Source organism: Paraconexibacter sp. AEG42_29, assembly GCF_040581415.1.
Taxonomy (GTDB): Bacteria; Actinomycetota; Thermoleophilia; order Solirubrobacterales; family Solirubrobacteraceae; genus Paraconexibacter.
Window position 1 is genome coordinate 4,177,231 of sequence record NZ_CP114014.1, and the last position, 20,365, is coordinate 4,197,595.

Below are 20,365 nucleotides of genomic sequence, written 5' to 3' on the forward strand. Positions count from 1 at the left end.
ATCGCCGGCCATGACAGCGGAACCACCTCCGCGACCACCCTCGATCACGACTCGAGGGTTATCGGCGCGCAGCGTTACGGAACCACGGCGCCGGCGGCCTAAAGACTGGCCGCTTCGTGCACGTCGTGCGTCAGGATCACGGCGTCGTCGGTCATGGAGATGCGCCCGTAGTAGGTCGACATCACGACCTGGATCAGCGACCCGTCGACGGGGAAGCCGCACTCGTCGGTGAGCTCGTCGAAGTCGAGGATCAGGCGGTCCCGCGCGCGGACCTCGTTGTAGGAGGCGTTCTCGTAGACCTCCACGCCGTCGCGGTCGCACAGCGCGTCGACGATCGCGTCGCCCTCCTGGCTGCGGGCGATCGTGATCCCGACGTAGTCGAACGTCTGACCGTCACCGGAAGGCGCCGGGCCGTTCGTGACCGACATCAGGCCGCCGCGACGGGATCGGCGGCGACAAGCCCGGCGGCGGCGACCAGCGCCTGCTGGTCGGCCACCACGCGCGCACGCGCAGCAGCGAAGTCCACCCCGGGCGCCCCGGCGAAGATCGGCTCCAGGGCGTCGACGGCGGCGAGGGCCTCCGGCTCCCAGTCGGCCAGCCACGACGCGATCAGCGAGCGGTTGGCCGCCGCGTGCTGCTCGTCCTCCGTGCCGAACTGCGCGAACGCGAGGGCGAAGTCGTTCCACCAGGCGTTCTCGCGCTGGGCGCCGCGGACGATCGTCGGCGTGAGCGGGTCGGCCGCCCGCAGCGCGCCGCGCAGCAGCAGCTCGCGCCGGACGAGCGATCCGAGCAGCGGCTCGATCACCAGGCCGGTGACGACGATGAGCTCGCCCCAGTCGGTGATCGTCCCGAGCCGCTCGACCACGCGGCGCGCGTCCTGCCACGCCGGCTCGCCGGTCCAGCGGGCCTTCGCGGCCTCGATCTGGAAGTCGCCGAGGTCCTCGTCGAGGTCCATGCCCTCGATCACGAACGCCTGCGCCTGCCGCTGCTTGACCGCGGCGTACAGGACGATGCCGTGCGTCAGCGTGTCCGCCAGCGCCGCGCGGGAGCGCCGCGTCGCGATCGACCAGATGCCGTGCTCGACGAACGCCTGCACCTGGCCGTCGCGGCGCAGGAACTCGACCCAGGCGGGGTCGACGTCGGCGTACAGACCCTCGGAGCGGGCGCTGCGCGTGGCGTTCTCGATCTCCTTCTCGCATTGGGCGCCCTGCTGGTAGTACGGCCGCTCCCAGAGCTCGTTCGGGTCGCGGAAGACGGTCCAGTCGACGACGTCGACCCCGGTGGAGTCGTCCCACCACGTCCCGCGACCGTCGGGGAACGAGCACGTGTAGCCGCTCGCGAGGAACGTGTAGACGGACGGCTGCGTGCCGACCGTGACGTCCTCGTACAGCGACGCCTTCCGGCCCTTCGGCGTGATCCACTGGAACGAGCGCTCGGGATCGTCCCCGCGGCGCTTGCGGCGCTCGCCGGCGCGCACCTCGCCCGCCATCAGAGCTTGACCCAGGGCGTGTCGCCGACCGCGGCCTTCGCCAGGTCGTCGAGCCCGGACTGTCCGCGGCCACCGCCGTCGTGCCCCGCGCCGCCGCCGTACAGCGTCACGGGCTGGAAGCCGTTGCCGTCCGCCTGGACCGCACCGAACGGGTCGCCTTCGTCGTGCCACGAGCCACTCGGCAGCCCCATCGCCGCCGCGGACGTGATGTTCGGGCTGAGGATCGTGAAGTCCGCCGCGCGGATGTCGTCGATCGTCCACATGCGGTCGGGGTTCAGGTGCGGCTGGCCGACCAACGTCTTGCCGTCCGGGCGCAGGAGCTTCTGCTTGAGGATGACCTCCGACAGCGACATGCCGTGGTACTTGTCGAAGTAGTTGCGGTCGCCGGTGTAGCGGCCGGGGTTCGTCTCGTCGAGCCAGCGGCACTCGGGCGAGCAGTAGAACCGCGTGCGGTCCTCGCCGTGGCGGTCGGCGCACGTGCGGTGGCACATGTCGTCGTCGATGACGCACGCGAGCATGCACGTCCAGCAGAAGGGCGGCGCACCCTCCATGAACCCGCCGAGCAGCAGCGCGCCCTCCTCCGGGTCGGCCAGCGCGGCGTAGGCCTCCCAGGTGGCGCCGTACTCGTCGTACCAGCCCGGGTACTTGTCCTCGAACCACTCGAAGTCGGTCTCGGTGAGCGGGTCGAACTTCCAGAAGTTCAGCGGCCAGGTGGCGAACGCCAGCGGCGCGGTCTTGTGGTGCAGGCCGGCGACCAGGCGCTCGCGGGCGCGGTCGAACATGTCCGGCGGGATCGTCACGCCCATCTTGCCGAGCTGCTCGACGTAGGAGCGGTACCAGTCGTCGCGGATCCAGCGGTCCCACTTGACGAGGTAGCTCTCGTTGTCCGAGCGGTCGGTGGAGAAGTACTCCATCGTCGTGCCGATGAACGGGTCGACCCACGCGTGCACGATCCACCACGCCTGCTGCAGGTCGTGCTGGATCAGGGGGATGTTCTCCTCCTTCTGCAGCACCGTCAGCATCGTGGCGTAGCCGTTGGAGATGTGGCGGGCCTCGTCGGACTGGACGCTCGAGTAGGTCGTCGCCTGGATGAAGTCGCCGTTGCGGGTGGCGACGTCGGGCAGCGCGACGAACGCGACGTTCGTGAACGCCGTCTCGATGACGGTCATCATCGTGAAGCCCGCGGCGATCGGGTCCCCCACGAACGAGTGGCTGAACATGTTGATCCCCGCGCGGGTGATCAGGTTGTCGGCCATGTACTCCTGGCCGTTGTGCCAGCCCGCGGGGTCCGGCGTGTGCTTCGTGTACCAGCGCGCCAGGCCCATCTGCATGCCGATGTGGCGGACCTCGTCGACGAACTGCACGTGGTAGCCGTTGAGCAGCTCGTCGTTGGGGACGACGTCCATCACGACCGACATGCAGCGACCGGCCGCGCCCTCGGCGTAGACCAGGATCAGGATCAGCGGCTTCATGACCTGCAGCCAGCGCTCGTCGGCCTTGGTCGGCATGCCCGCGCGCAGCGCCGCGTCGAACCCGCCGTAGACGCGCTCGTCCTTCTCGAGCTGCATCGGCAGGTACTCGCGCATGACCTGCTTCATCGGGTCCTTCGCCTTGTCGGGGAAGACGTAGCGCGTGTCGTAGATCGGCACGGGCTGGTGGTAGTCCCGGTCCCACCCGAGCTGCGCGATCCGCTCGTGGGTCTTCGTGACGCTGCGGCGACGAGTCTGCTGGGTGGCCATGCTGCCAACTCTCTTCCCCCGCGCGCGTAGAAGCATCGCGCGTGCGGGGGATATGTCTCACCCGATCAGCGTCGTGGGCGTCACCTGGCCCATGCGCGCGGATACGTTCGCCCGCATGGCCACCTCGCGGATCAGCTTCGAGCCCATCGACGTCGAGATCGACTGCGAGGAGGACGAGAACATCCTGGAGGCGGCGTTCCGCCAGGGCTGGAACCTCGTGCACGGCTGCCGCGAGGGCCAGTGCACCGCGTGCAAGAGCTTCCTGCTCGAGGGTGACGTCTCCCTGCAGCCGTACTCCACGCACGCGCTGTCCGAGAGCGAGGAGGACCAGGGCTACACGCTCCTGTGCCGCGCGATGCCGGACAGCGACGACGTCGTCGTCGAGCTGCTGCACTTCGACGCCGACAACCTGCGGCTCGCGCACCCGATCGGGGACGGCCGCGCGACCGTGGCCGCCGTCGAGCCGCTCACGGGCGACATGGTGCGGCTGCGGCTCACCGTCGACGGCGGGCCGGGCGGCTTCGCGTTCACCCCCGGCCAGTACGTCGACCTGCACCTCCCCGGCACGGACGGCGAGGAGCGCCGCTCGTTCTCGATGGCGAGCCTGCCAGGCGACGACACCCTCGACCTGATCGTCCGCCGCTACCCCGGCGGCCGCTTCAGCGCGCTGCTGGACGACGGGATCGCTGTCGGCGACGAGCTCGCGTTCACCGGCCCGTACGGGTCGATGGCGCTGAAGCCGGGTGACCGCCCCGTCCTGCTCGTCGCGGGCGGGTCGGGGATCGGGCCGGTGCTGTCGCTGCTGCGGGAGCTGGCGGCCGCGGGCAGCTCGCGGGCCGTCCGCTTCTTCTACGGGGCCCGGACCGAGGCCGACCTCCCGCTGCAGGACGAGATCGCCGCGCTGGGCGCGCAGCTGGCGGACTTCGCGTTCGTCCCGGTGCTGTCCGACGCCGACTGGGACGGTGCCACCGGACTCGTGCACGACGCGGCGGTCGCGGTCGTCGCCGACGGGACGCTCGTGGACCCGCTCGTCTGCACCTGCGGACCGCCGCCGATGATCGAGGCGCTGATCGAGGTCCTGACCGGCCGCCACGGCGTCGCCGCGAACGACATCGCCTTCGACAAGTTCACGGTCGCAGCCGCGGCCGAGGACGACTGAGCGGACCGGCCGGCGCCAACCCGCCCCCGGCCCCGACCGCCGCTGGTACGGTCGCGACCATGACGGTGGCGGCCGAGCTCGAGGCGCTGAACGGGGTGCAGCGCGCCCTGGCCGAGCTGCGCGAGCCGGCCACCGCGGGGACCGTCATGGACCGCGGCCTGCGGGCCCTCTGCGAGCACACCCGCTTCTCCCGCGCGATCCTCTTCCGCGTGGTGGGGTCCGAGCTCGTCGGCGAGGCGATCCACTTCAGCGAACAGCCCGAGTGGGCGGCCGAGCTGCTGCTCGAATCGCGGCGGACGCGGATGCCGCTGCACCACATGGTCCTCGAGACCGAGATGCTGCGCCGCCGGACGGCGGGGATCGTCGCCCACCCGCAGGACGACCTCCGCGCGTTCAAGCCCCTGACGGAGCCCTTCCGCACCCGCTCCTACGCCGCCGCGCCGCTGCTGCCGGCCGGCCAGGTGGTCGGCTTCCTGCACGCCGACCTCTACTTCGAGCCCGGCCAGGACGTCGACGAGCTCGACCGGGTGGTGCTGGCCGCGTTCACCGAGGGCTTCGCGCTCGCCCTGCACCGCGCCGTCCTCGTCGACCGGCTCGCGCAGCAGCGCCAGGAGCTGCGGCGCCTGCTCGGTGAGGCGGGCGGTCTGGCCGACACCATGGGCGCGCTGGACGCCCAGCTGAGCCGCGCGGACGAGGACCTGCACGCGTCGCTGCGGTCCGCGGGCTCGCGTGCGGGCACCGCCCCGGCCGACGAGCGCCTGCAGTCGCTGCTGACCCCGCGCGAGCTCGAGGTCCTGCAGCTGATGGCCGAGGGGGCGACGAACGCCGCCATCGCCCGGCAGCTCGTGGTGTCCGACCAGACCGCCAAGACGCACGTCTCGCACGTCCTGCGCAAGCTCCGCGCCACCAACCGCGCCGAGGCCGTGTCGCGCTTTCACGCCATCACGCAGCGGGCGAGCGGCTGACGGCCACGCGCGTGGCAGACTCTCGCTAGTGTGATTTCGCGGCGCGCCGGACACGCCCCACCCTCCGGATCCATGCCTGCAGACCACGAGCCGACCCCCACCGCCGGGGCCCCCATCAGCGGTGAGGACGGCAGCCCGCTGCGCCTGCTGCTGGTCGAGGACGACGACGGGGACGCGTTCCTCGTCACCGAGCTGCTCGACAGCGCCGGCGCCGAGGCGGATGTCACGCGCGCGCGAACGGTCGCCGAGGCGCGGGAGCTGCTGCGGCACGGGCCGCTGCCGGACTGCGTCCTGCTGGACCTCGGGCTGCCGGACGCCGTCGGCCTCGACGCCCTCACCGCGGTCCGCGCTGCCGCGGGCCCGGTCGCGCTCGTCGTCCTGACCGGCGACATCGATCGCGCGCGTGGCCTGGCGGCGGTCGCCGCCGGCGCCCAGGACTACCTCGTCAAGTCCCAGGTCGACGAGGACCGCCTGGACCGGTCGATCCGCTACGCCGTGCAGCGCTCGCACGCCCAGATCGCGGCCCGTCGCCTGGAGGACGCGCAGCGCGCCGCCGAGGAGAACCGGCGCCTGGAGCGCGGGCTGCTGCCGATCCTGCTCGTCGACCACCCGCGGCTCGCGGTGGCCGCGCGCTACCTCCCCGGGCGCCGGCGGGCGCTGCTCGGCGGCGACTTCTACGACGCGGTGCAGTCCGCGGACGGCGTCGTCCACGCGCTGCTCGGCGACGTCAGCGGCCATGGCCCGGACGAGGCCGCACTCGGTGTCTGCCTGCGGATCGCCTGGCGGACGCTGCAGCTCGCCGGGACGCCGCCCGACCACACGCTCGAGGTCCTCGAGCAGGTGCTCATCCACGAGCGACATGACGAGGACGCCTTCGCGACGCTGTGCATGGTGCAGGTCGACCCGACCGCCGGCACGCTCGCGATCCGCCTGGCCGGCCATCCGTCCCCGATCGTGGTCGACGGCGGGGAGCACGCACGGGTGGTCGACGGTGTCGACCGACGGCCACCTCTCGGCGTGGCTCCCGGCGAGCAGGCTCCGGTCGCCGAGGTCGCGCTCGGCGCCGACGACGCCGTGATCCTGTACTCCGACGGCTTGACCGAGGGCCGTGCCGCCGGCGGCCGCGAACGGCTGGGCGACGATGCGCTCTGCGCCGTCGCCTCGGCCCGTGCGCAGGCGTCCCCCGGCTGGCGGGCGCAGCCGACCACGCTGATCGACGCGACGATCGCTGCGGTCCAGGACGCGAACGGTGGCCCGCTGGCCGACGACGCGGCGATGCTGGTGCTCGCCCGGCGCCCCGGTCCGGCGGCCGGCCCCGGGCCGGCTGCATGAGGCGCGCCGGCCGGCTCCGCGTCGGGCAGCGGTTCGCGGTCGTCACCGCGATCCTCGGCGTCCTGCTGGTCGCCGGGATCATCGCCGGGGCCATCGCGATGCATCAGCTGTCCGATGCCCGCTCGGACCTCCTCGACCGGGTCGGCCCGGCGCGCACCGGGGCGCTTTCGCTGCAGACCGCGTTCCTGAACGAGGAGACCGGCGTGCGCGGCTTCGTCGTCACCGGCGAGCCCCGGTTCCTCGAGCCCTACCGGCGCGGGCGCAGCGACGAGGTCGCGCAGACGGCGGCGCTGCGGCGCCTCATGCGCCACGAGTCCGTCCGCAGCGCCGCCCCGGCGTTCGAGCGCGTCCTCGCCGCCGGACGACGCTGGCGCACCGGCTTCGTCCTGCCCGCGCTGGCCGCTCAGCGCGCCGGCGCCCCGCCGCGCCGTGTCGACCGCGAGCTCGGTCGCGAGCGGTTCGACGAGCTGCGCCGCGCGTTCACCGGGCTGCAGCGGCAGCTGGACGTCAAGCGCGACGACGGGCGCGACCGCCTCGACGACACCGCCGACCACCTGGGCCGGCTGATGGCCATGTTCGCGTTCCTGCTCGTCCTCGGCGGGGTGGGCGCTTCGATCTTCGTGCGGCGCGCGATCACACTCCCCCTGGCGGCGCTGGCGGACGAGGTCCGGCGCGTCGCCGACGGCGACTTCGACCGCGGCGTGGAGGCCGATGGTCCGGCGGACATCGTCGCGCTCGCCGAGGACGTCGACTCGATGCGCGCCCGCATCGTGCAGGAGCTCACGGCCGTCCGCGCGATCCAGGAGGACCTGGAGCGCTCCAACACCGAGCTCGAGCAGTTCGCCTACGTCGCCTCCCACGACCTGCAGGAGCCGCTGCGCAAGGTCGCGTCGTTCACGCAGATGCTCCAGCGCCGGTACGAGGGCCAGCTCGACGAGAAGGCCGACCAGTACATCTTCTTCGCGGTCGACGGTGCCAAGCGGATGCAGGAGCTCATCAACGACCTGCTGGCGTTCTCGCGCGTCGGCCGGGTGGTCCGCGACCACCAGGCCGTGCCGCTCGGCACCGTCGTGGATCGCGCACTGACCGACCTCACGGGCGCGATCGAGGCGAGCGCGGCGCAGGTGACGGTGACCGGCGAGACGCCGATGGTGCGCGTCGACCCCGGCCTGATGGCGCTCGTCTTCCAGAACCTGATCGGGAACGCGATCAAGTTCCGCGAGGAGGACGTGGTCCCGCAGATCACGGTGACGACGACCGTCCGCGGGTCCGAGCTGGAGGTCGCTATCCACGACGAGGGCATCGGGATCGACGACGAGTACGCCGACCGGATCTTCGTCATCTTCCAGCGCCTGCACCCGAAGGAGCGCTACGGCGGCACCGGCATCGGGCTGGCCATGTGCCGCAAGATCGTCGAGTACCACGGCGGCCGCATCTGGCTCGACACCGGTTCGGAAGCCCCCGCCGCGGGCACCACCTTCCGCTTCACCCTCCCGATCGACCAGGAACCCGAGACGCCATGACGCCCCCTCCCCGCCCCATCACCGTGCTGCTCGTCGAGGACGACCCAGGCGACGTGCTGCTGATCCGCGAGGCGTTCGCGGACCACAAGCTGAACAACACGCTGCTCGTCGCCAGCGACGGCGTCGAGGCGCTCGAGCTGCTGCGGTCCCCCGACACCGAGCGTCCCGACCTCGTCCTGCTGGACCTGAACCTGCCGCGCAAGGACGGGCGCGATGTGCTGCGCGAGGTCAAGGCCGACGACGCCCTGCGGTCGATCCCGGTCGTCGTCCTCACCACGTCGGACGCGGAGGAGGACATCCTGCGCTCGTACGACCTGCACGCCAACGCCTACGTGACGAAGCCGGTGGACTTCGACCGCTTCATCGAGGTCGTCCGCCAGATCGACGACTTCTTCGTCAGCGTCGTGAAGCTGCCGAACCGCGGCTACTGACGGCAGGGGCCGGGGCGCCTCAGGGGCGGCGTGCGGCCTGAAGAACGCATGACGTTCTCCAGACGACAGACCGCCGGCGTTCTTGCGGTCTGCGGTCAGCGCGTACCGAGCAGCTCCAGCACGGACTGCTCGACGATCGCCGGGACGGGGCCTGCTGCGGGACGGTCCCCCAGGGCCTCCAGCGCCTCGTCCGCGATCGTCTGACCGGCCGCGTGGCGGTCCAGGACACGCGGGTCGACGTACGACCGGCGGCAGACCGCAGGGGTGTTCCCCAGGTACCGCGCGACCTCGCGGATCGCCTGGACCTGGACCTTCTTGCGGGCGGCCGCGGTCGCCCCGCGGCGCCGGCGGGCGGGCGGGGTGAGGTCCCCCACGCCGAGCGACACGGCGCACAGGACGGTCGCGCCCCAGGTGCGGAAGTCCTTCGCGGAGCCGTCCCCGCCGGACCGGTCCTTGATGTAGTCGTTCAGCTGCGCAGAGCGGACGTCCTGCCACCGGCGCCCGTCCTTGTAGGCGAACAGCTGGTCGGATCCGCCACGCCGCTTCTTCAGCGTGCAGATCAGGTCGGTCACCTCGGCGTCCACCACCTGCTGCACGCGGCGCTGGCCGCTCTTGGCGGGGTAGTCGAAGATGACCGCGTCCCCCCGGACGGCGATGTGCTCGCGCAGCATCGTCGAGAGGCCGTAGCTGCCGTTCTGCTCGGCGTAGTCCTCGCTGCCGATCCGGAAGAAGCCCAGGTCCAGCAGGCGGACCATCGCCGCGAGGATGCGGTCGCGCTCGGTCCCGCCGGCGTCGAGGTCGGACTGGACGACGTCGCGTAGCGCCGGCAGGCCCGCGGCGAACTCCTCCATCTCGCGGAACTTCACGCGGCCCTGCTGGGTGTGCCAGTCGTCGTGGTAGCGGTACTGGCGCCGGCCGGCCGCGTCGACGCCCGTCGCCTGGATGTGGCCGTGGGCGTGGGGCGCGATCCACACGTCGGTCCACGCCGGCGGGATGACGAGCTCGGTCACCCGCTGGCGCACCTCCTTGTCCGTGACGGTCTTCCCGTCGGCGTCGACGATCTGGAAGCCGCCACCGCGACGGCGGCGGGTGTATCCGGGACCGGACACGTCGGAGCGGCGAAGGCGAGGCACGGCGCTCGCTTACCCAGTCGCGCCGTGGGCGAACGGCCTCGCGCGGTCGCCATCCGCCAGGATGCAGGACGGATGCCGCCCGCCCCTCGCAACCTCGTGAACCTGAAGGCCGTCTGGAAGGGCTACGGCAGCCGGACCGTGCTGAGCGACATCACGCTGGGGGTGTCGGCCGGGGACCGGATCGGCATCGTCGGCCGCAACGGGGACGGCAAGTCGACGCTGCTGCGCCTGATCGCGGAGATCGAGGAGCCCGACCGCGGTCAGGTCACCCGGGCGGGGGACGTCGACCTGGCTGTGCTGGGCCAGGGCGACGAGCTCGACCCGGCCCGCACGATCCGCGAGGAGCTGATCGGCGGGCGCGCCGACCACGAGTGGGCCGGGGACGCGGCGTTCCGCGGCGTCCTGGACGGCCTGATGGGCGGGGTCGGGATGGAGCGGTTCCCGCAGGGCCTGGACACGCCCATCGCCGGGCTGTCGGGCGGGGAGCGCCGGCGGATCGCGCTGGCGCAGCTGCTTCTCGAGGGCCCGGAGCTGCTGCTGCTGGACGAGCCGACGAACCATCTGGACGTCGAGGGCGTCGACTGGCTCGCGCGGCACCTCGCCGCCCGCCGCGGCGCGATGCTGGTCGTGACCCACGATCGCTGGTTCCTGGACGCCGTCTGCACCCACACCTGGGAGGTCTCCGACGGGGACATCCACCAGTACGAGGGCGGCTACGCGGCCTACGTGCTGGCCCGCGCCGAGCGCGACCGCCAGGCGGGTGCCCGCGAGGACCGCCGCCAGCAGCTGATGCGCAAGGAGCTTGCCTGGCTGCGGCGCGGCCCGCCGGCCCGGACGTCCAAGCCGAAGTTCCGCATCGAGGCGGCGAACGCGCTGATCGCCGACGAGCCCGAGGTCCGCGACCGCGCCGAGCTGCTGCGGTTCTCGACCGCGCGCCTGGGTGGCAAGGTCGTCGACATCGAGAACGTCTCCGTCGCGTTCGGCGGCGACCGCATCTTCCGCGACGTGACCTGGCAGCTCGGGCCAGGCGACCGCCTCGGCCTGGTCGGCGTCAACGGGTCGGGCAAGACGACGCTGGTCAAGGTCCTGTCCGGCGAGCTCGAGCCGTCGACGGGGACGGTCGACCGCGGCACCACGGTCCGGCTGGCGCACCTGTCGCAGGACACCGCGGAGATCCCCGGTCACCTGCGGGTGCTCGAATCGCTGGAGGAGGTCCGCGGTGTCGCGACCACGAGTGACGGGATGACGCTGACGGCCGGCATGCTGTGCGACCGCTTCGGCTTCCGCGGGGAGCGGGCGCGGACGCTGGTGAAGGACCTCAGCGGCGGCGAGCGGCGTCGGCTGCAGCTCATGCGGCTGCTGATGGAGGAGCCGAACGTCCTACTGCTGGACGAGCCGACCAACGACCTGGACATCGACACGCTGACGGCGCTCGAGGACCTGCTGGACGGGTGGCCGGGGACGCTGGTGGTGGTCAGCCACGATCGCTACTTCGTCGAGCGGGTCTGCGACAACGTCCACGCGCTGATGGGCGACGGCGGGCTGCGGCACCTGCCGGGCGGGATCGACCAGTACGTCGAGCTGCGGCGGGCGGCGGGTGGCGCGGCCACTCCGGCGGCGAAGGCCGGCGGAAAGGGCGACGCGAAGCACGCCGCGTCGGCGTCCACGCTGACCGGCGGCGAGCAGCGCGCCGCCCGCAAGGAGCTGTCGAAGCTGGAGCGGCAGCTCGAGAAGCTCGAGAAGCGGGAGGCCGCGCTCCACGAGGAGATGGCCGCCGCGGCGTCCGACCACGGCCGTCTGCGGGCGCTCCAGGCGGAGCTGCGGACCCTCGGGGAGAACCAGGAGCAGGCCGAGGCGGCGTGGCTGGCGGTGTCCGAGAGCCTGGAGGACGTGAAGCGAGCGTAAAGACCCGATAGCGCAAACGCGCCAAGATAGTCAATGCGTCGCGGAACGGGACGCGCAAAACGGGGCGGAATGCCTTTCCGCCTCAATAGGCCGAAAACCGTCCTAGTGGCGGGGCCCCTTTGCTCGGCGCCAATGTTCACCGGGTTTTTCCGGCGCCCTGGACGGATGTTCCGGTCCCCATCGATCATGTTCCGCGCAACTTCGGTCGATTCCCCAAGTTCTCCCGTCGAGCCGCGTCGCGGTCGGGCACGGAACCTTTCTCGGTTTCGTCCGGTCGCGGCGGGTACGGTCGGTCCACACACGTTCATCTCCCGGTCCCTTGACCGGGGATTCACAGTCAACAGAAGGAACTTTGGTGAAAAACCTCTCGAAGACCCGCAAGGCGGGCCTCGCAGGCGTGCTCGGCGTCGCGGCACTGGCCGGCGGAGCAACCGGCACGTTCGCCCTGACCGCCGGCGGCGGCAACCAGCCTGTCACGTCCAACCCGGACCTCGTGTCGGCCGACATCGTCCGCGGCTACAACGCGACCCCCGGTGCTCTCCCGGCACGGATCGCAGCGTGCTACGACGTCGCGGTCAACGCGGCGGCCGCCAACTACACGCTCCGCGGCTACGACCAGGGGACGTCCTACCCGGCGCTCGCGGCGACCGTGAACCCGGACAACCAGAAGTGCGTCTTCGTCGACTTCCCGGCGACGACGGACGTCGCGGACTTCACGCTGCTCCAGGACACCGGTGGCGGCGCGACGACCCTCACCGCGCTGAACAGCACCCCCGGTTCGGCGGCGCTGACCGGCACCCGCGTCGTGCCGCGTCTCGGCGCGACCGCTGGTCCTGACCTGGTTGGGACCCCCGTGGTCTCCACCGCGGACAAGACGGTGACCTTCACCTTCGACTCGGTGCTGACCCCCGGCGCCGTGGCCACCCCGTCGGACTTCGTCACCTACAAGGCCGATGGCACGGTGCTCACGGCCCCGGTCACCGTGCTCGCAGGCGGCACGTCCGCCGTCGCGACCTACGCCTCGGTGACCGGCGCTGACGCGCCCGTCCGCTTCGCGGTGAAGGCCAACGCCGTCACCAGCGTGACCTCCGGCGCCACGAACCCGCTCGGCAGCGCCGGCGCGGGGACGCTCAAGCCCGAGCTGACCGCAGCCGTCCCGGTCGGCACCAGCCAGTACGACCTGACCTACGACCAGCCCGTCGTCGCGAACGACGCAAGCGTCGCAGCCGGCATCAAGGTGTACACCGAGGACGGCTCGGCCGTCCCCGCGGCGACCCTCGCCAGCGGCAGCGGCACGACCACGATCCGCGTGTCGATTCCGGCGATCGCGAAGTACAGCGACAAGGTCGTCGGCGTGTCGGACATCGGAGGCGTGCTGAACGCCGGCCTGACCGAGGCCAGCACCTTCTCGTACATCGGGTCCCACGCGCCGGCATCGCCGTCGCAGGCGGGCTTCACCGACGGTCCCGACCTCAAGCAGGCCGTGGTCGGCGCCGGCAACGCCGTGACGTTCACGTTCGACTCGAACGTCGACGACACCGCGCCCCCGGCCGCCGCCGGTCTCCGTCTGCTCGACAAGGACGGCGTGTACATCACGGGCTCCAGCACCACCGTGAGTGGCAAGGACGTCGTGGTGCAGTTCACGGCGAACCAGCTCGCGCTCGCGACGGGCGCACAGGTCTCCGAGAACGCCGTGTGCGATTTCGAGAGCAACACCGGTGACTGCTCGCCGCTGAGCACGGTCGCCCTCGGTGCCGTCCCGGTGACCCCCACCACGCCGACGACGCCGACCACCCCGACGACGCCGACGACCCCCACCACGCCGACGACGCCGACCACCCCGACGACGCCGACGACCCCCACCACGCCGACGACGCCGACCACCCCGACGACCCCCACCACGCCGACCAAGCCGACGACCCCCAAGGTCAACGCGAGCAAGGTCAGCGCGACCGCGAAGCGCACCGGTAACTCGGTCAAGGTGTCCGGCGCGATCTCGATCCCGGCCGGCCGCTCGAAGGCGACGTACTGCGGCAAGAAGGGCACGATCACGGTCACGGCCAAGGTCGGTACCCGCACGGTGGCCTCCAAGAAGGCGATCCTCGCCTCGACCTGCAAGTACAGCGCGACCATCACGCTGAGCTCCACGGTCAAGAAGAAGATCGGCAAGAAGGCGACGAAGCTGACGCTGACGACGAAGTTCGGCGGCAACTCGCTGATCCGCGCCCGCAACGCCAGCACCACCTCGGTGAAGCTGCCGAAGGCGAAGTAGCAAGGCTGGCGGGTCCCTGCGACCCGCCACCCGGTAGCACCGTCGAGGGCGCCCGCAAGGGCGCCCTCGCTCGTTGATCTCCAGGACAACTAGGCTGCCGACCATGCGACAGCTCGTCGGCGACGTGGCCCAAGGGGGCAGCGCGTTCCCACCCATCGCCGACTACGCGTTCCTGAGCGACGGCGAGGTCACCGCGCTCGTCGCGCCGAGCGGCAACGTCGAGTGGATGTGCCTCCCGCGGATGGACTCGCCGTCGGTCTTCGGCGCGATCCTCGACCGCGACGCCGGCACGTTCAAGGTCGCCCCGACGGACGCCACCGTCCCGGCCGGCCGGCGCTACATCCCGGGGACGATGGTCATGGAGACCACCTGGGGCACGCGCACGGGCTGGGTCATCGTCCGGGACGTCCTGCTGATCGGGCCGTGGCGCCACGACCGCGAGCGCTCCAACACGCATCGCCGCGCGCCGACCGACTACGACGCCGAGCACGTCCTGCTGCGGACCATCCGGTGCGTCAACGGCTCCGTCGAGATGGTCGTCGACTGCGAGCCGAAGCCCGACTACGGCCGGGACCAGGTCCGCTGGGAGTACTCCACCGACGGGTACAACCAGGCGGTAGCGACACCGACCAAGGGCCCGGCCGGCCACGCCCCGCTGACCCTCACCACCGACCTCAGGCTCGGCCTCGAGGCCGGCCGCGCCCAGGCTCGCCGGACGATGCGCGACGGCGACACCGCCTTCGTCGCGCTGTCCTGGAACGACCACGGCCCGCCGACCACCTTCAAGGACGCCTACGACGCGCTCGTCCGGACCGCCGACTACTGGCACGAGTGGCTCGCCCGCGGCCAGTTCCCCGACCACCCGTGGCGCACTTACCTGCAGCGCAGCGCGCTCACGCTGAAGGGCCTGACCTTCGTCCCGACCGGCGCGATGATCGCCGCAGCCACCACGTCACTGCCGGAGACCCCGGGCGGCGAGCGCAACTGGGACTACCGCTACACGTGGGTCCGCGACTCGACGTTCATGCTCTGGGGCCTCTACACGCTCGGCTTCGACTGGGAGGCGGGCGACTTCTTCGCGTTCATCGCCGAGGTCTCCGCCGGCGACCCGGACCTGCAGGTCATGTACGGCATCGGCGGCGAGCGGTCCCTCGAGGAGTCGACGCTCGACCACCTCTCCGGCTACGACGGCGCCGTCCCCGTCCGGATCGGCAACGGCGCCTACGACCAGAAGCAGCATGACGTCTGGGGCGCGTACCTGGACTCGGTCTACCTGCACACGAAGACCCGCGACCAGCTGCCCGAGTCGGTCTGGCCGATCCTCTCGCGGCAGGTCGAGTGCGCCGTCGAGCACTGGCGCGAGCCGGACCGCGGCATCTGGGAGGTCCGCGGCGAGCCGCAGCACTTCGTCTCCTCGAAGGTCATGTGCTGGGTCGCGTGCGACCGCGGCGCCCGCCTGGCCCGCCTGCGCGAGGACCACGCGCAGGCCGACGAGTGGCAGGGCGTGGCGGACGAGATCCACGCCGACGTCATGGCCAACGGGGTGGACGAGCGCGGCGTCTTCGTGCAGGCGTACGGCACCACGGAGCTCGACGCGTCCGCGCTGCTGATCCCGCTGCTGCGCTTCCTGCCGCCGGACGACCCGCACGTCGTCAGCACGGTGAACGCGATCGCGGACGAGCTGACCGAGAACGGCATGGTCCTGCGCTACCGCACGCAGACCACGGACGACGGCCTCTCCGGCGAGGAGGGGACGTTCGCGATCTGCTCGTTCTGGCTCGTCTCGGCCCTCGCGGAGATCGGGGAGACCGGCCGCGCGCGGGAGCTCTGCGAGCGCCTGCTGTCCTACGCGTCACCGCTCCAGCTGTACGCGGAGGAGATCGATGCACGTTCCGGGCGACATCTGGGCAACTTCCCTCAAGCGTTCACCCACCTCGCGCTCATCAACGCCGTCATGCACGTCATCCGTGCCGACCAGGAGATCATGCAAGCCAACCTGCCCCTCGACGCCCGCCGGCGCGAATCGTGACCCCACCGAACGTCGAGCGGACCGCCGACGCCGACGCCTGCGCCGCCCGCGCCGCCGATCTGGTCGCGGACGCCGTGCGCCAAGGCGCCCGCCACATCGTCCTCGCCGGCGGGTCCACGCCCGTCGCCGCCTACGAGCGACTCAGCACCATGGACCTGGACTGGAGCGCCGTCCACCTCTGGTACGGCGACGAGCGCTGCGTCCCCTTCGAGGACGACGAGTCCAACCACGGGCAGATCGCCGCCGTTCTGACCGCCCCGGGCGCGACCTGGCACCCCATGCCGGGCCCGCTCGGCCCCGCCCGCGGCGCGATCGCCTACGCAGCAGAGCTCAAGGCCGACGGGCCGCCGGACGGCGCCTTCGACCTCGTCCTCAACGGCATGGGGCCGGACGGGCACACCGCGTCCCTCTTCCCGGACCACCCCGGGCTGACCGCCGGCGGCGTGACCACGGGCGTCACCGACTCGCCCAAGCCCCCGCCCGAGCGCATCACCCTGACGCTCGACGCGCTCAACGCCGGCGCGAGCCTGATCCTGATGGTCACCGGCGTGGGCAAGCACGACGCGCTGAACCGCGTGCTCCATGACGAGCCCGGCCCGTCGACCCCCTCGTCGCTCCTGGCGCGGGACCGGCTCCTCGTCCTCGCCGACGCGGCCGCCCTCGACGGCGAATGACCCAGGAGGACGACGCCCGCGACCAGCCGCTGCCCAAGGGTGAGGTCTGGCTCATCCGCCACGCCGCCACCGAGTGGTCGGTGGCGGGCCGTCACACCGGCCGGACCGACATCCCGCTGACCGACGACGGCCGCGCCGCGGCCCGGGCGCTGGCCCCGCGGCTGGCGGGCCAGACGTTCGCCGCGGTGCGCTGCTCGCCGCTCGGCCGGGCGCGGGAGACCGCGACGCTCGCCGGCATCGACCTGGGCACGCCGCGCACCACCTTCGACGACGACCTGCTCGAGTGGGACTACGGCGACTACGAGGGCATCACCACGCCGCAGATCCGGGAGCAGCGGCCCGGCTGGTTCCTGTGGGCCGACGGCTGCCCCGGCGGCGAGGACGCGGACGACGTCGGGGCCCGCGTGGACCGGGTCATCGACGCCGCCTGTGCGGTCGACGGCGACGTGCTGCTCGTCGCCCACGGTCACGTGCTGCGGGTCCTCGGCGCCCGCTGGCTGGGGCTGCCGGCCGCCGCGGGCGCCCACCTGATCCTCGACACCGGCGGTATCTGCGTCCTCGGGCAGGAGCGCGGCGTGCGGGCGATCCGGCGCTGGGGCGCGTGAGTCATCCTGCGGTGAGTCCGGAATCCGGCCTGACGCCGGACGCACAACGACCGTCCAGGCCGCTCACACGCGCGTCCGCGCCTGCCGAGCAATGACCTGATGGCGTTCCTCCTGCGCAAGGCCAAGGCCAAGCCCAAGCTGAAGAAGAAGCTCACGCCCGCGCAGAAGAAGGCGCTGGCGAAGAAGAAGGCCGCCGCGGCCGCCGCCAAGCGCAAGGCCGCCGCCAAGAAGGCCGCTGCGAAGAAGGCGGCCGCCAAGAAGAAGGCTGCGGCCGCCGCTGCCGCCAAGAAGAAGGCGGCCGGCGGGGCCGCGCCCATCGCGGTCACCGACACCCTGCCGGCGCCGCCCCCGGCCACGATCCCCGCACCCGTCCCGGCCGCCCCCGCCCCCCAGCGGACCGTCGACTTCGGCCGCCCCCAGGCCGAGCGCCTGCTCTGGCGCGCGGGCTTCGGCCCCCGCCCGGGTGACGTCGACCGGCTCGTCGCCATGGGCCTGGACGCCGCCGTGCGGTCGCTCGTCTACCCGCAGGGCGGAGCGTCCCTCGTCGGACCGGCGCCACGCGACGAGCAGGGGCAGCCGCTCGCGCCGAACGACGTCTGGGGTCACGACGGCGTCTGGTGGCTCGACCGGATGGTCCGCTCCGACCAGCCGCTCGTCGAGCGCATGACGCTGTTGTGGCACGACTGGTTCGCCACGAGCCGCGACAAGGTGGGCAGCGCGCAGCTGATGCTGGACCAGAACGCGTTGCTGCGCCGACACGCCCTCGGTTCCTTCGCTGACCTCCTGCGGGACGTCACGCGCGATCCGGCGATGCTGTCGTTCTTGGACGGCATCGACAACCGGGTCGGTAGTCCGAACGAGAACTACGCCCGCGAGGTGATGGAGCTCTTCACGCTCGGGGCGGGCCGCGGCGCCTACTCCGAGGACGACGTCCGCGAGCTCGCACGGGCGTTCACCGGCTTCCGCGCCGACTGGCGCGACGGCGTCGGGCTCACGAACTTCCGCTTCGACGCGGCGCGCCACGACAACGGCAACAAGACCGTGTTCGGGCGGACCGGCAACTGGGGCGTCGACGACGGCTGGCGCCTGTGCCTCGAGCATCCGCTGCACGCCTCGTTCGTCGTCCAGAAGCTCTGGTCCGCATTCATCCCGCAGGCCCCGGACGCCGGGACGGTCGCCGCGCTCGCCCAGGCCTACGTCGGCAGCGGCCACCAGATCGCGCCGGTCGTCGAGGCGATCCTGAAGCACCCGGACCTGTACTACGGCGAGCGCATGGTCAAGGCGCCCGTCGTCTTCATCGCGGGCCTCCTGCGCGAGACCGGCCGCTCCGTGGACACGGACGCCTGGGCATGGCTCATGCGCCTCGCCGGTCAGCAGCTGTTCTTCCCGCCGAGCGTGGCGGGCTGGGACGAGTCCCGCTGGCTGGACACCTCGAGCTGGCGCGGGCGCTGGTACGCCGCCGCCTTCGTCCTGCGCACCACCGTCGCGGACGGCAAGACGTACAGCGCGACCGAGACGCCGGAGGAGGCCGTGGATGCCGCGCTCGCGTTCCTCGGCAGTCCGACGCTCACCCCGGAGATGCGTGCTGCCGTGGTCGACTCCGCGCGGTCGATGCTCGCCGGCGGGGTCCCGAACTGGGGCCAGGCGAGCTACCGCGCCGTCCGCCAGAACGGCCTGCGCATGCTGATCGCCACCTGCTCCGACCACCAGACCTGCTGAGGAGGCGCGCACCATGGCACGCCACTGCGACGACTTCACCCGCTCCGAGGCCCTCCGCCACGGCATCGCCCAGGCCGGCCGCGGGCTGCGCCCGATCGAGGCCGGCATGCCCACGCCGGCCGGCACCGGCCTGACCCGTCGCTCGCTGATGCTGCGCGGCGCCGCCGCCGGCCTGACGGTCTACGGCGCGTCGAAGCTGATGCCGGAGGCGCTCGAGGCCGGGATCGCCGAGGCCGCGTCCGGCCCCGCGCAGCCGGTCCTCGTGTCCGTCTTCCTGCCCGGCGGCGTCGACGGGCTGAGCGTCCTCGCCCCGACTGGCGACGAGCGCTTCGCGAGCCTGCGGCCCACGCTGCGCATCGCGCGCGGCGCCGGCAAGGCGTTCACCGAGGACGACCGCCTGGAGTGGACCCCGGCGGCCGACGCGCTCCGCGTCCTCCACAGCGAGGGCAAGGTCAGCGTCATCCCCGCGATCGGATACGACCACCCCGATCAGTCGCATTTCACCTCCCGCCACTTCTGGGAGGTCGGCGCCACCGACGTCCAGGGTCGCTTCGGCTGGCTGGGCCGCTACCTGGACCAGCACGGCAGCGCAGACAACCCGCTGCAGGGGCTGAGCCTGGACAGCAACCTCAGCCCGGCCCTGGCCGCGGGCGGCGTCCCGGTGGCGGCCGTCGACGACCCGCAGGACTTCGGCCTCTGGGCGCCCGGGGTCTGGGGCGGGGTCGAGGATCCGCTGTTCTCGGCGATCGGCGCGCTGGGAACGCTTCCGACCGAGGACGGCGCCCTGCGCGCCGCCCGGCGCGTCGCGACCCAGGTCGACTCGATCCGCCGGTCGCTCGGCCCGCTGCAGGCCGTGGCCGGCAAGCCCGCGTTCACCGCCCCGGTGACCTACGCGGACAACCGCTTCGCCCGCCGCCTCAGCTCGCTCGCCGCGATGCTCGATGCGGGACTGCCGCTGCGCGCCGTGACCCTCGACGCCCCCGGCAACTACGACACGCACTCCGGCCAGGCGTCGACGCTGGCGGATGACCTGCGCGAGAGCTGCGAGGCGCTGCTCGCCTTCCAGCGCGACCTCGAGCACCGCGGGCTGGCGGGCCGCGTGCTGACGCTCGTCTGGAGCGAGTTCGGCCGACGCCCGCGCCAGAACGCCGACGGCACCGACCACGGCGCTGCCGGTGTCGGCTTCGTCGTCGGCAACCGGGCCGGCGGGCGCATGCTCGGGGAGTTCCCCGGGCTCGCCAAGCTCGACGAGCACGGCAACCTGCGCTCCACCTTCGACTTCCGCAGCCTCTACTGCGGCCTGCTCGAGCAGTGGTTCGGCGTCGACGCCGGTCCGATCATCCCGGGCGCCGCCGGCTTCGCCCGTCCGGCGCTGCTGAGCTGACGCAGC

At 72.3% G+C, this 20,365-nt stretch carries 16 protein-coding genes; 12 read left to right on the forward strand and 4 right to left on the reverse strand.

Annotation, left to right across the window (positions count from 1 at the left end):
- Positions 1-98: 98 nt before the first annotated feature.
- From DSM112329_RS20270 to DSM112329_RS20280, 3 genes are read right to left on the reverse strand one after another with little or no spacing between them, the layout of a single operon-like run.
- Positions 99-428, reverse strand: coding sequence for an MmoB/DmpM family protein (locus tag DSM112329_RS20270; protein WP_354698373.1), 330 nt, complete (start codon positions 426-428; stop codon positions 99-101).
- Positions 428-1,489 carry a hypothetical protein gene (locus tag DSM112329_RS20275; protein ID WP_354698374.1) on the reverse strand — a complete coding sequence of 354 codons (1,062 nt, stop codon included), beginning with the start codon at positions 1,487-1,489 and terminating at the stop codon, positions 428-430. The genes DSM112329_RS20270 and DSM112329_RS20275 overlap by 1 nt, the downstream gene beginning before the upstream one ends.
- Entirely contained in the window at positions 1,489-3,228 is a 1,740-nt protein-coding gene (locus DSM112329_RS20280; RefSeq protein WP_354698375.1) for a methane monooxygenase, read from the reverse strand. The genes DSM112329_RS20275 and DSM112329_RS20280 overlap by 1 nt, the downstream gene beginning before the upstream one ends.
- Positions 3,229-3,343: 115 nt before the next feature.
- Between DSM112329_RS20280 and DSM112329_RS20285 the strand changes: the two genes are divergently transcribed.
- The 5 genes from DSM112329_RS20285 (at position 3,344) to DSM112329_RS20305 (ending at position 8,638) form a co-directional block, all read left to right on the forward strand.
- Entirely contained in the window at positions 3,344-4,387 is a 1,044-nt protein-coding gene (locus tag DSM112329_RS20285) for an FAD-binding oxidoreductase (RefSeq protein WP_354698376.1), read from the forward strand.
- Positions 4,388-4,446: 59 nt separating this feature from the next.
- Positions 4,447-5,352 carry a LuxR C-terminal-related transcriptional regulator gene (locus DSM112329_RS20290; RefSeq protein ID WP_354698377.1) on the forward strand — a complete coding sequence of 302 codons (906 nt, stop codon included), beginning with the start codon at positions 4,447-4,449 and terminating at the stop codon, positions 5,350-5,352.
- A gap of 72 nt (positions 5,353-5,424) precedes the next feature.
- On the forward strand, positions 5,425-6,684 hold the full coding sequence (locus DSM112329_RS20295; protein WP_354698378.1) for a SpoIIE family protein phosphatase: 1,260 nt from the start codon (positions 5,425-5,427) through the stop codon (positions 6,682-6,684).
- Positions 6,681-8,207 carry an ATP-binding protein gene (locus DSM112329_RS20300; RefSeq protein ID WP_354698379.1) on the forward strand — a complete coding sequence of 509 codons (1,527 nt, stop codon included), beginning with the start codon at positions 6,681-6,683 and terminating at the stop codon, positions 8,205-8,207. The genes DSM112329_RS20295 and DSM112329_RS20300 overlap by 4 nt, the downstream gene beginning before the upstream one ends.
- Positions 8,204-8,638 (forward strand): response regulator, encoded by a 435-nt coding sequence (locus DSM112329_RS20305; RefSeq protein WP_354698380.1) that lies wholly within the window; start codon positions 8,204-8,206, stop codon positions 8,636-8,638. Before DSM112329_RS20300 ends, DSM112329_RS20305 begins: the two co-directional genes overlap by 4 nt.
- A gap of 95 nt (positions 8,639-8,733) precedes the next feature.
- Here DSM112329_RS20305 and DSM112329_RS20310 read toward each other — a convergent pair whose 3' ends face one another.
- A complete protein-coding gene (locus tag DSM112329_RS20310; RefSeq protein WP_354698381.1) occupies positions 8,734-9,771 on the reverse strand; it encodes a DNA topoisomerase IB in 1,038 nt (345 codons plus the stop codon).
- Positions 9,772-9,843: 72 nt separating this feature from the next.
- On the opposite strand from DSM112329_RS20310, the gene DSM112329_RS20315 reads away from it, so the two are divergent.
- The 7 genes from DSM112329_RS20315 to DSM112329_RS20345 all read left to right on the forward strand — a co-directional run bounded on the left by DSM112329_RS20315 (position 9,844) and on the right by DSM112329_RS20345 (position 20,359).
- Positions 9,844-11,676: an ABC-F family ATP-binding cassette domain-containing protein gene (locus DSM112329_RS20315; RefSeq protein ID WP_354698382.1), complete on the forward strand. Its 1,833-nt coding sequence runs from the start codon at positions 9,844-9,846 to the stop codon at positions 11,674-11,676.
- 355 nt (positions 11,677-12,031) lie between these two features.
- Positions 12,032-13,948, forward strand: coding sequence for a hypothetical protein (locus tag DSM112329_RS20320; protein WP_354698383.1), 1,917 nt, complete (start codon positions 12,032-12,034; stop codon positions 13,946-13,948).
- Positions 13,949-14,051: 103 nt separating this feature from the next.
- On the forward strand, positions 14,052-15,977 hold the full coding sequence (locus DSM112329_RS20325) for a glycoside hydrolase family 15 protein (RefSeq protein ID WP_354698384.1): 1,926 nt from the start codon (positions 14,052-14,054) through the stop codon (positions 15,975-15,977).
- Positions 15,974-16,651 carry a 6-phosphogluconolactonase gene (gene pgl / locus DSM112329_RS20330; RefSeq protein ID WP_354698385.1) on the forward strand — a complete coding sequence of 226 codons (678 nt, stop codon included), beginning with the start codon at positions 15,974-15,976 and terminating at the stop codon, positions 16,649-16,651. Before DSM112329_RS20325 ends, pgl begins: the two co-directional genes overlap by 4 nt.
- A complete protein-coding gene (locus tag DSM112329_RS20335) occupies positions 16,648-17,256 on the forward strand; it encodes a histidine phosphatase family protein (protein ID WP_354698386.1) in 609 nt (202 codons plus the stop codon). The genes pgl and DSM112329_RS20335 overlap by 4 nt, the downstream gene beginning before the upstream one ends.
- Positions 17,257-17,355: 99 nt before the next feature.
- The gene (locus DSM112329_RS20340; protein ID WP_354698387.1) at positions 17,356-18,975 is read left to right on the forward strand and encodes a DUF1800 domain-containing protein; all 1,620 of its coding nucleotides are present in this window, start codon (positions 17,356-17,358) and stop codon (positions 18,973-18,975) included.
- Between the two features lie 13 nt (positions 18,976-18,988).
- Positions 18,989-20,359 (forward strand): DUF1501 domain-containing protein, encoded by a 1,371-nt coding sequence (locus DSM112329_RS20345; RefSeq protein ID WP_354698388.1) that lies wholly within the window; start codon positions 18,989-18,991, stop codon positions 20,357-20,359.
- Positions 20,360-20,365 lie beyond the last annotated feature (6 nt).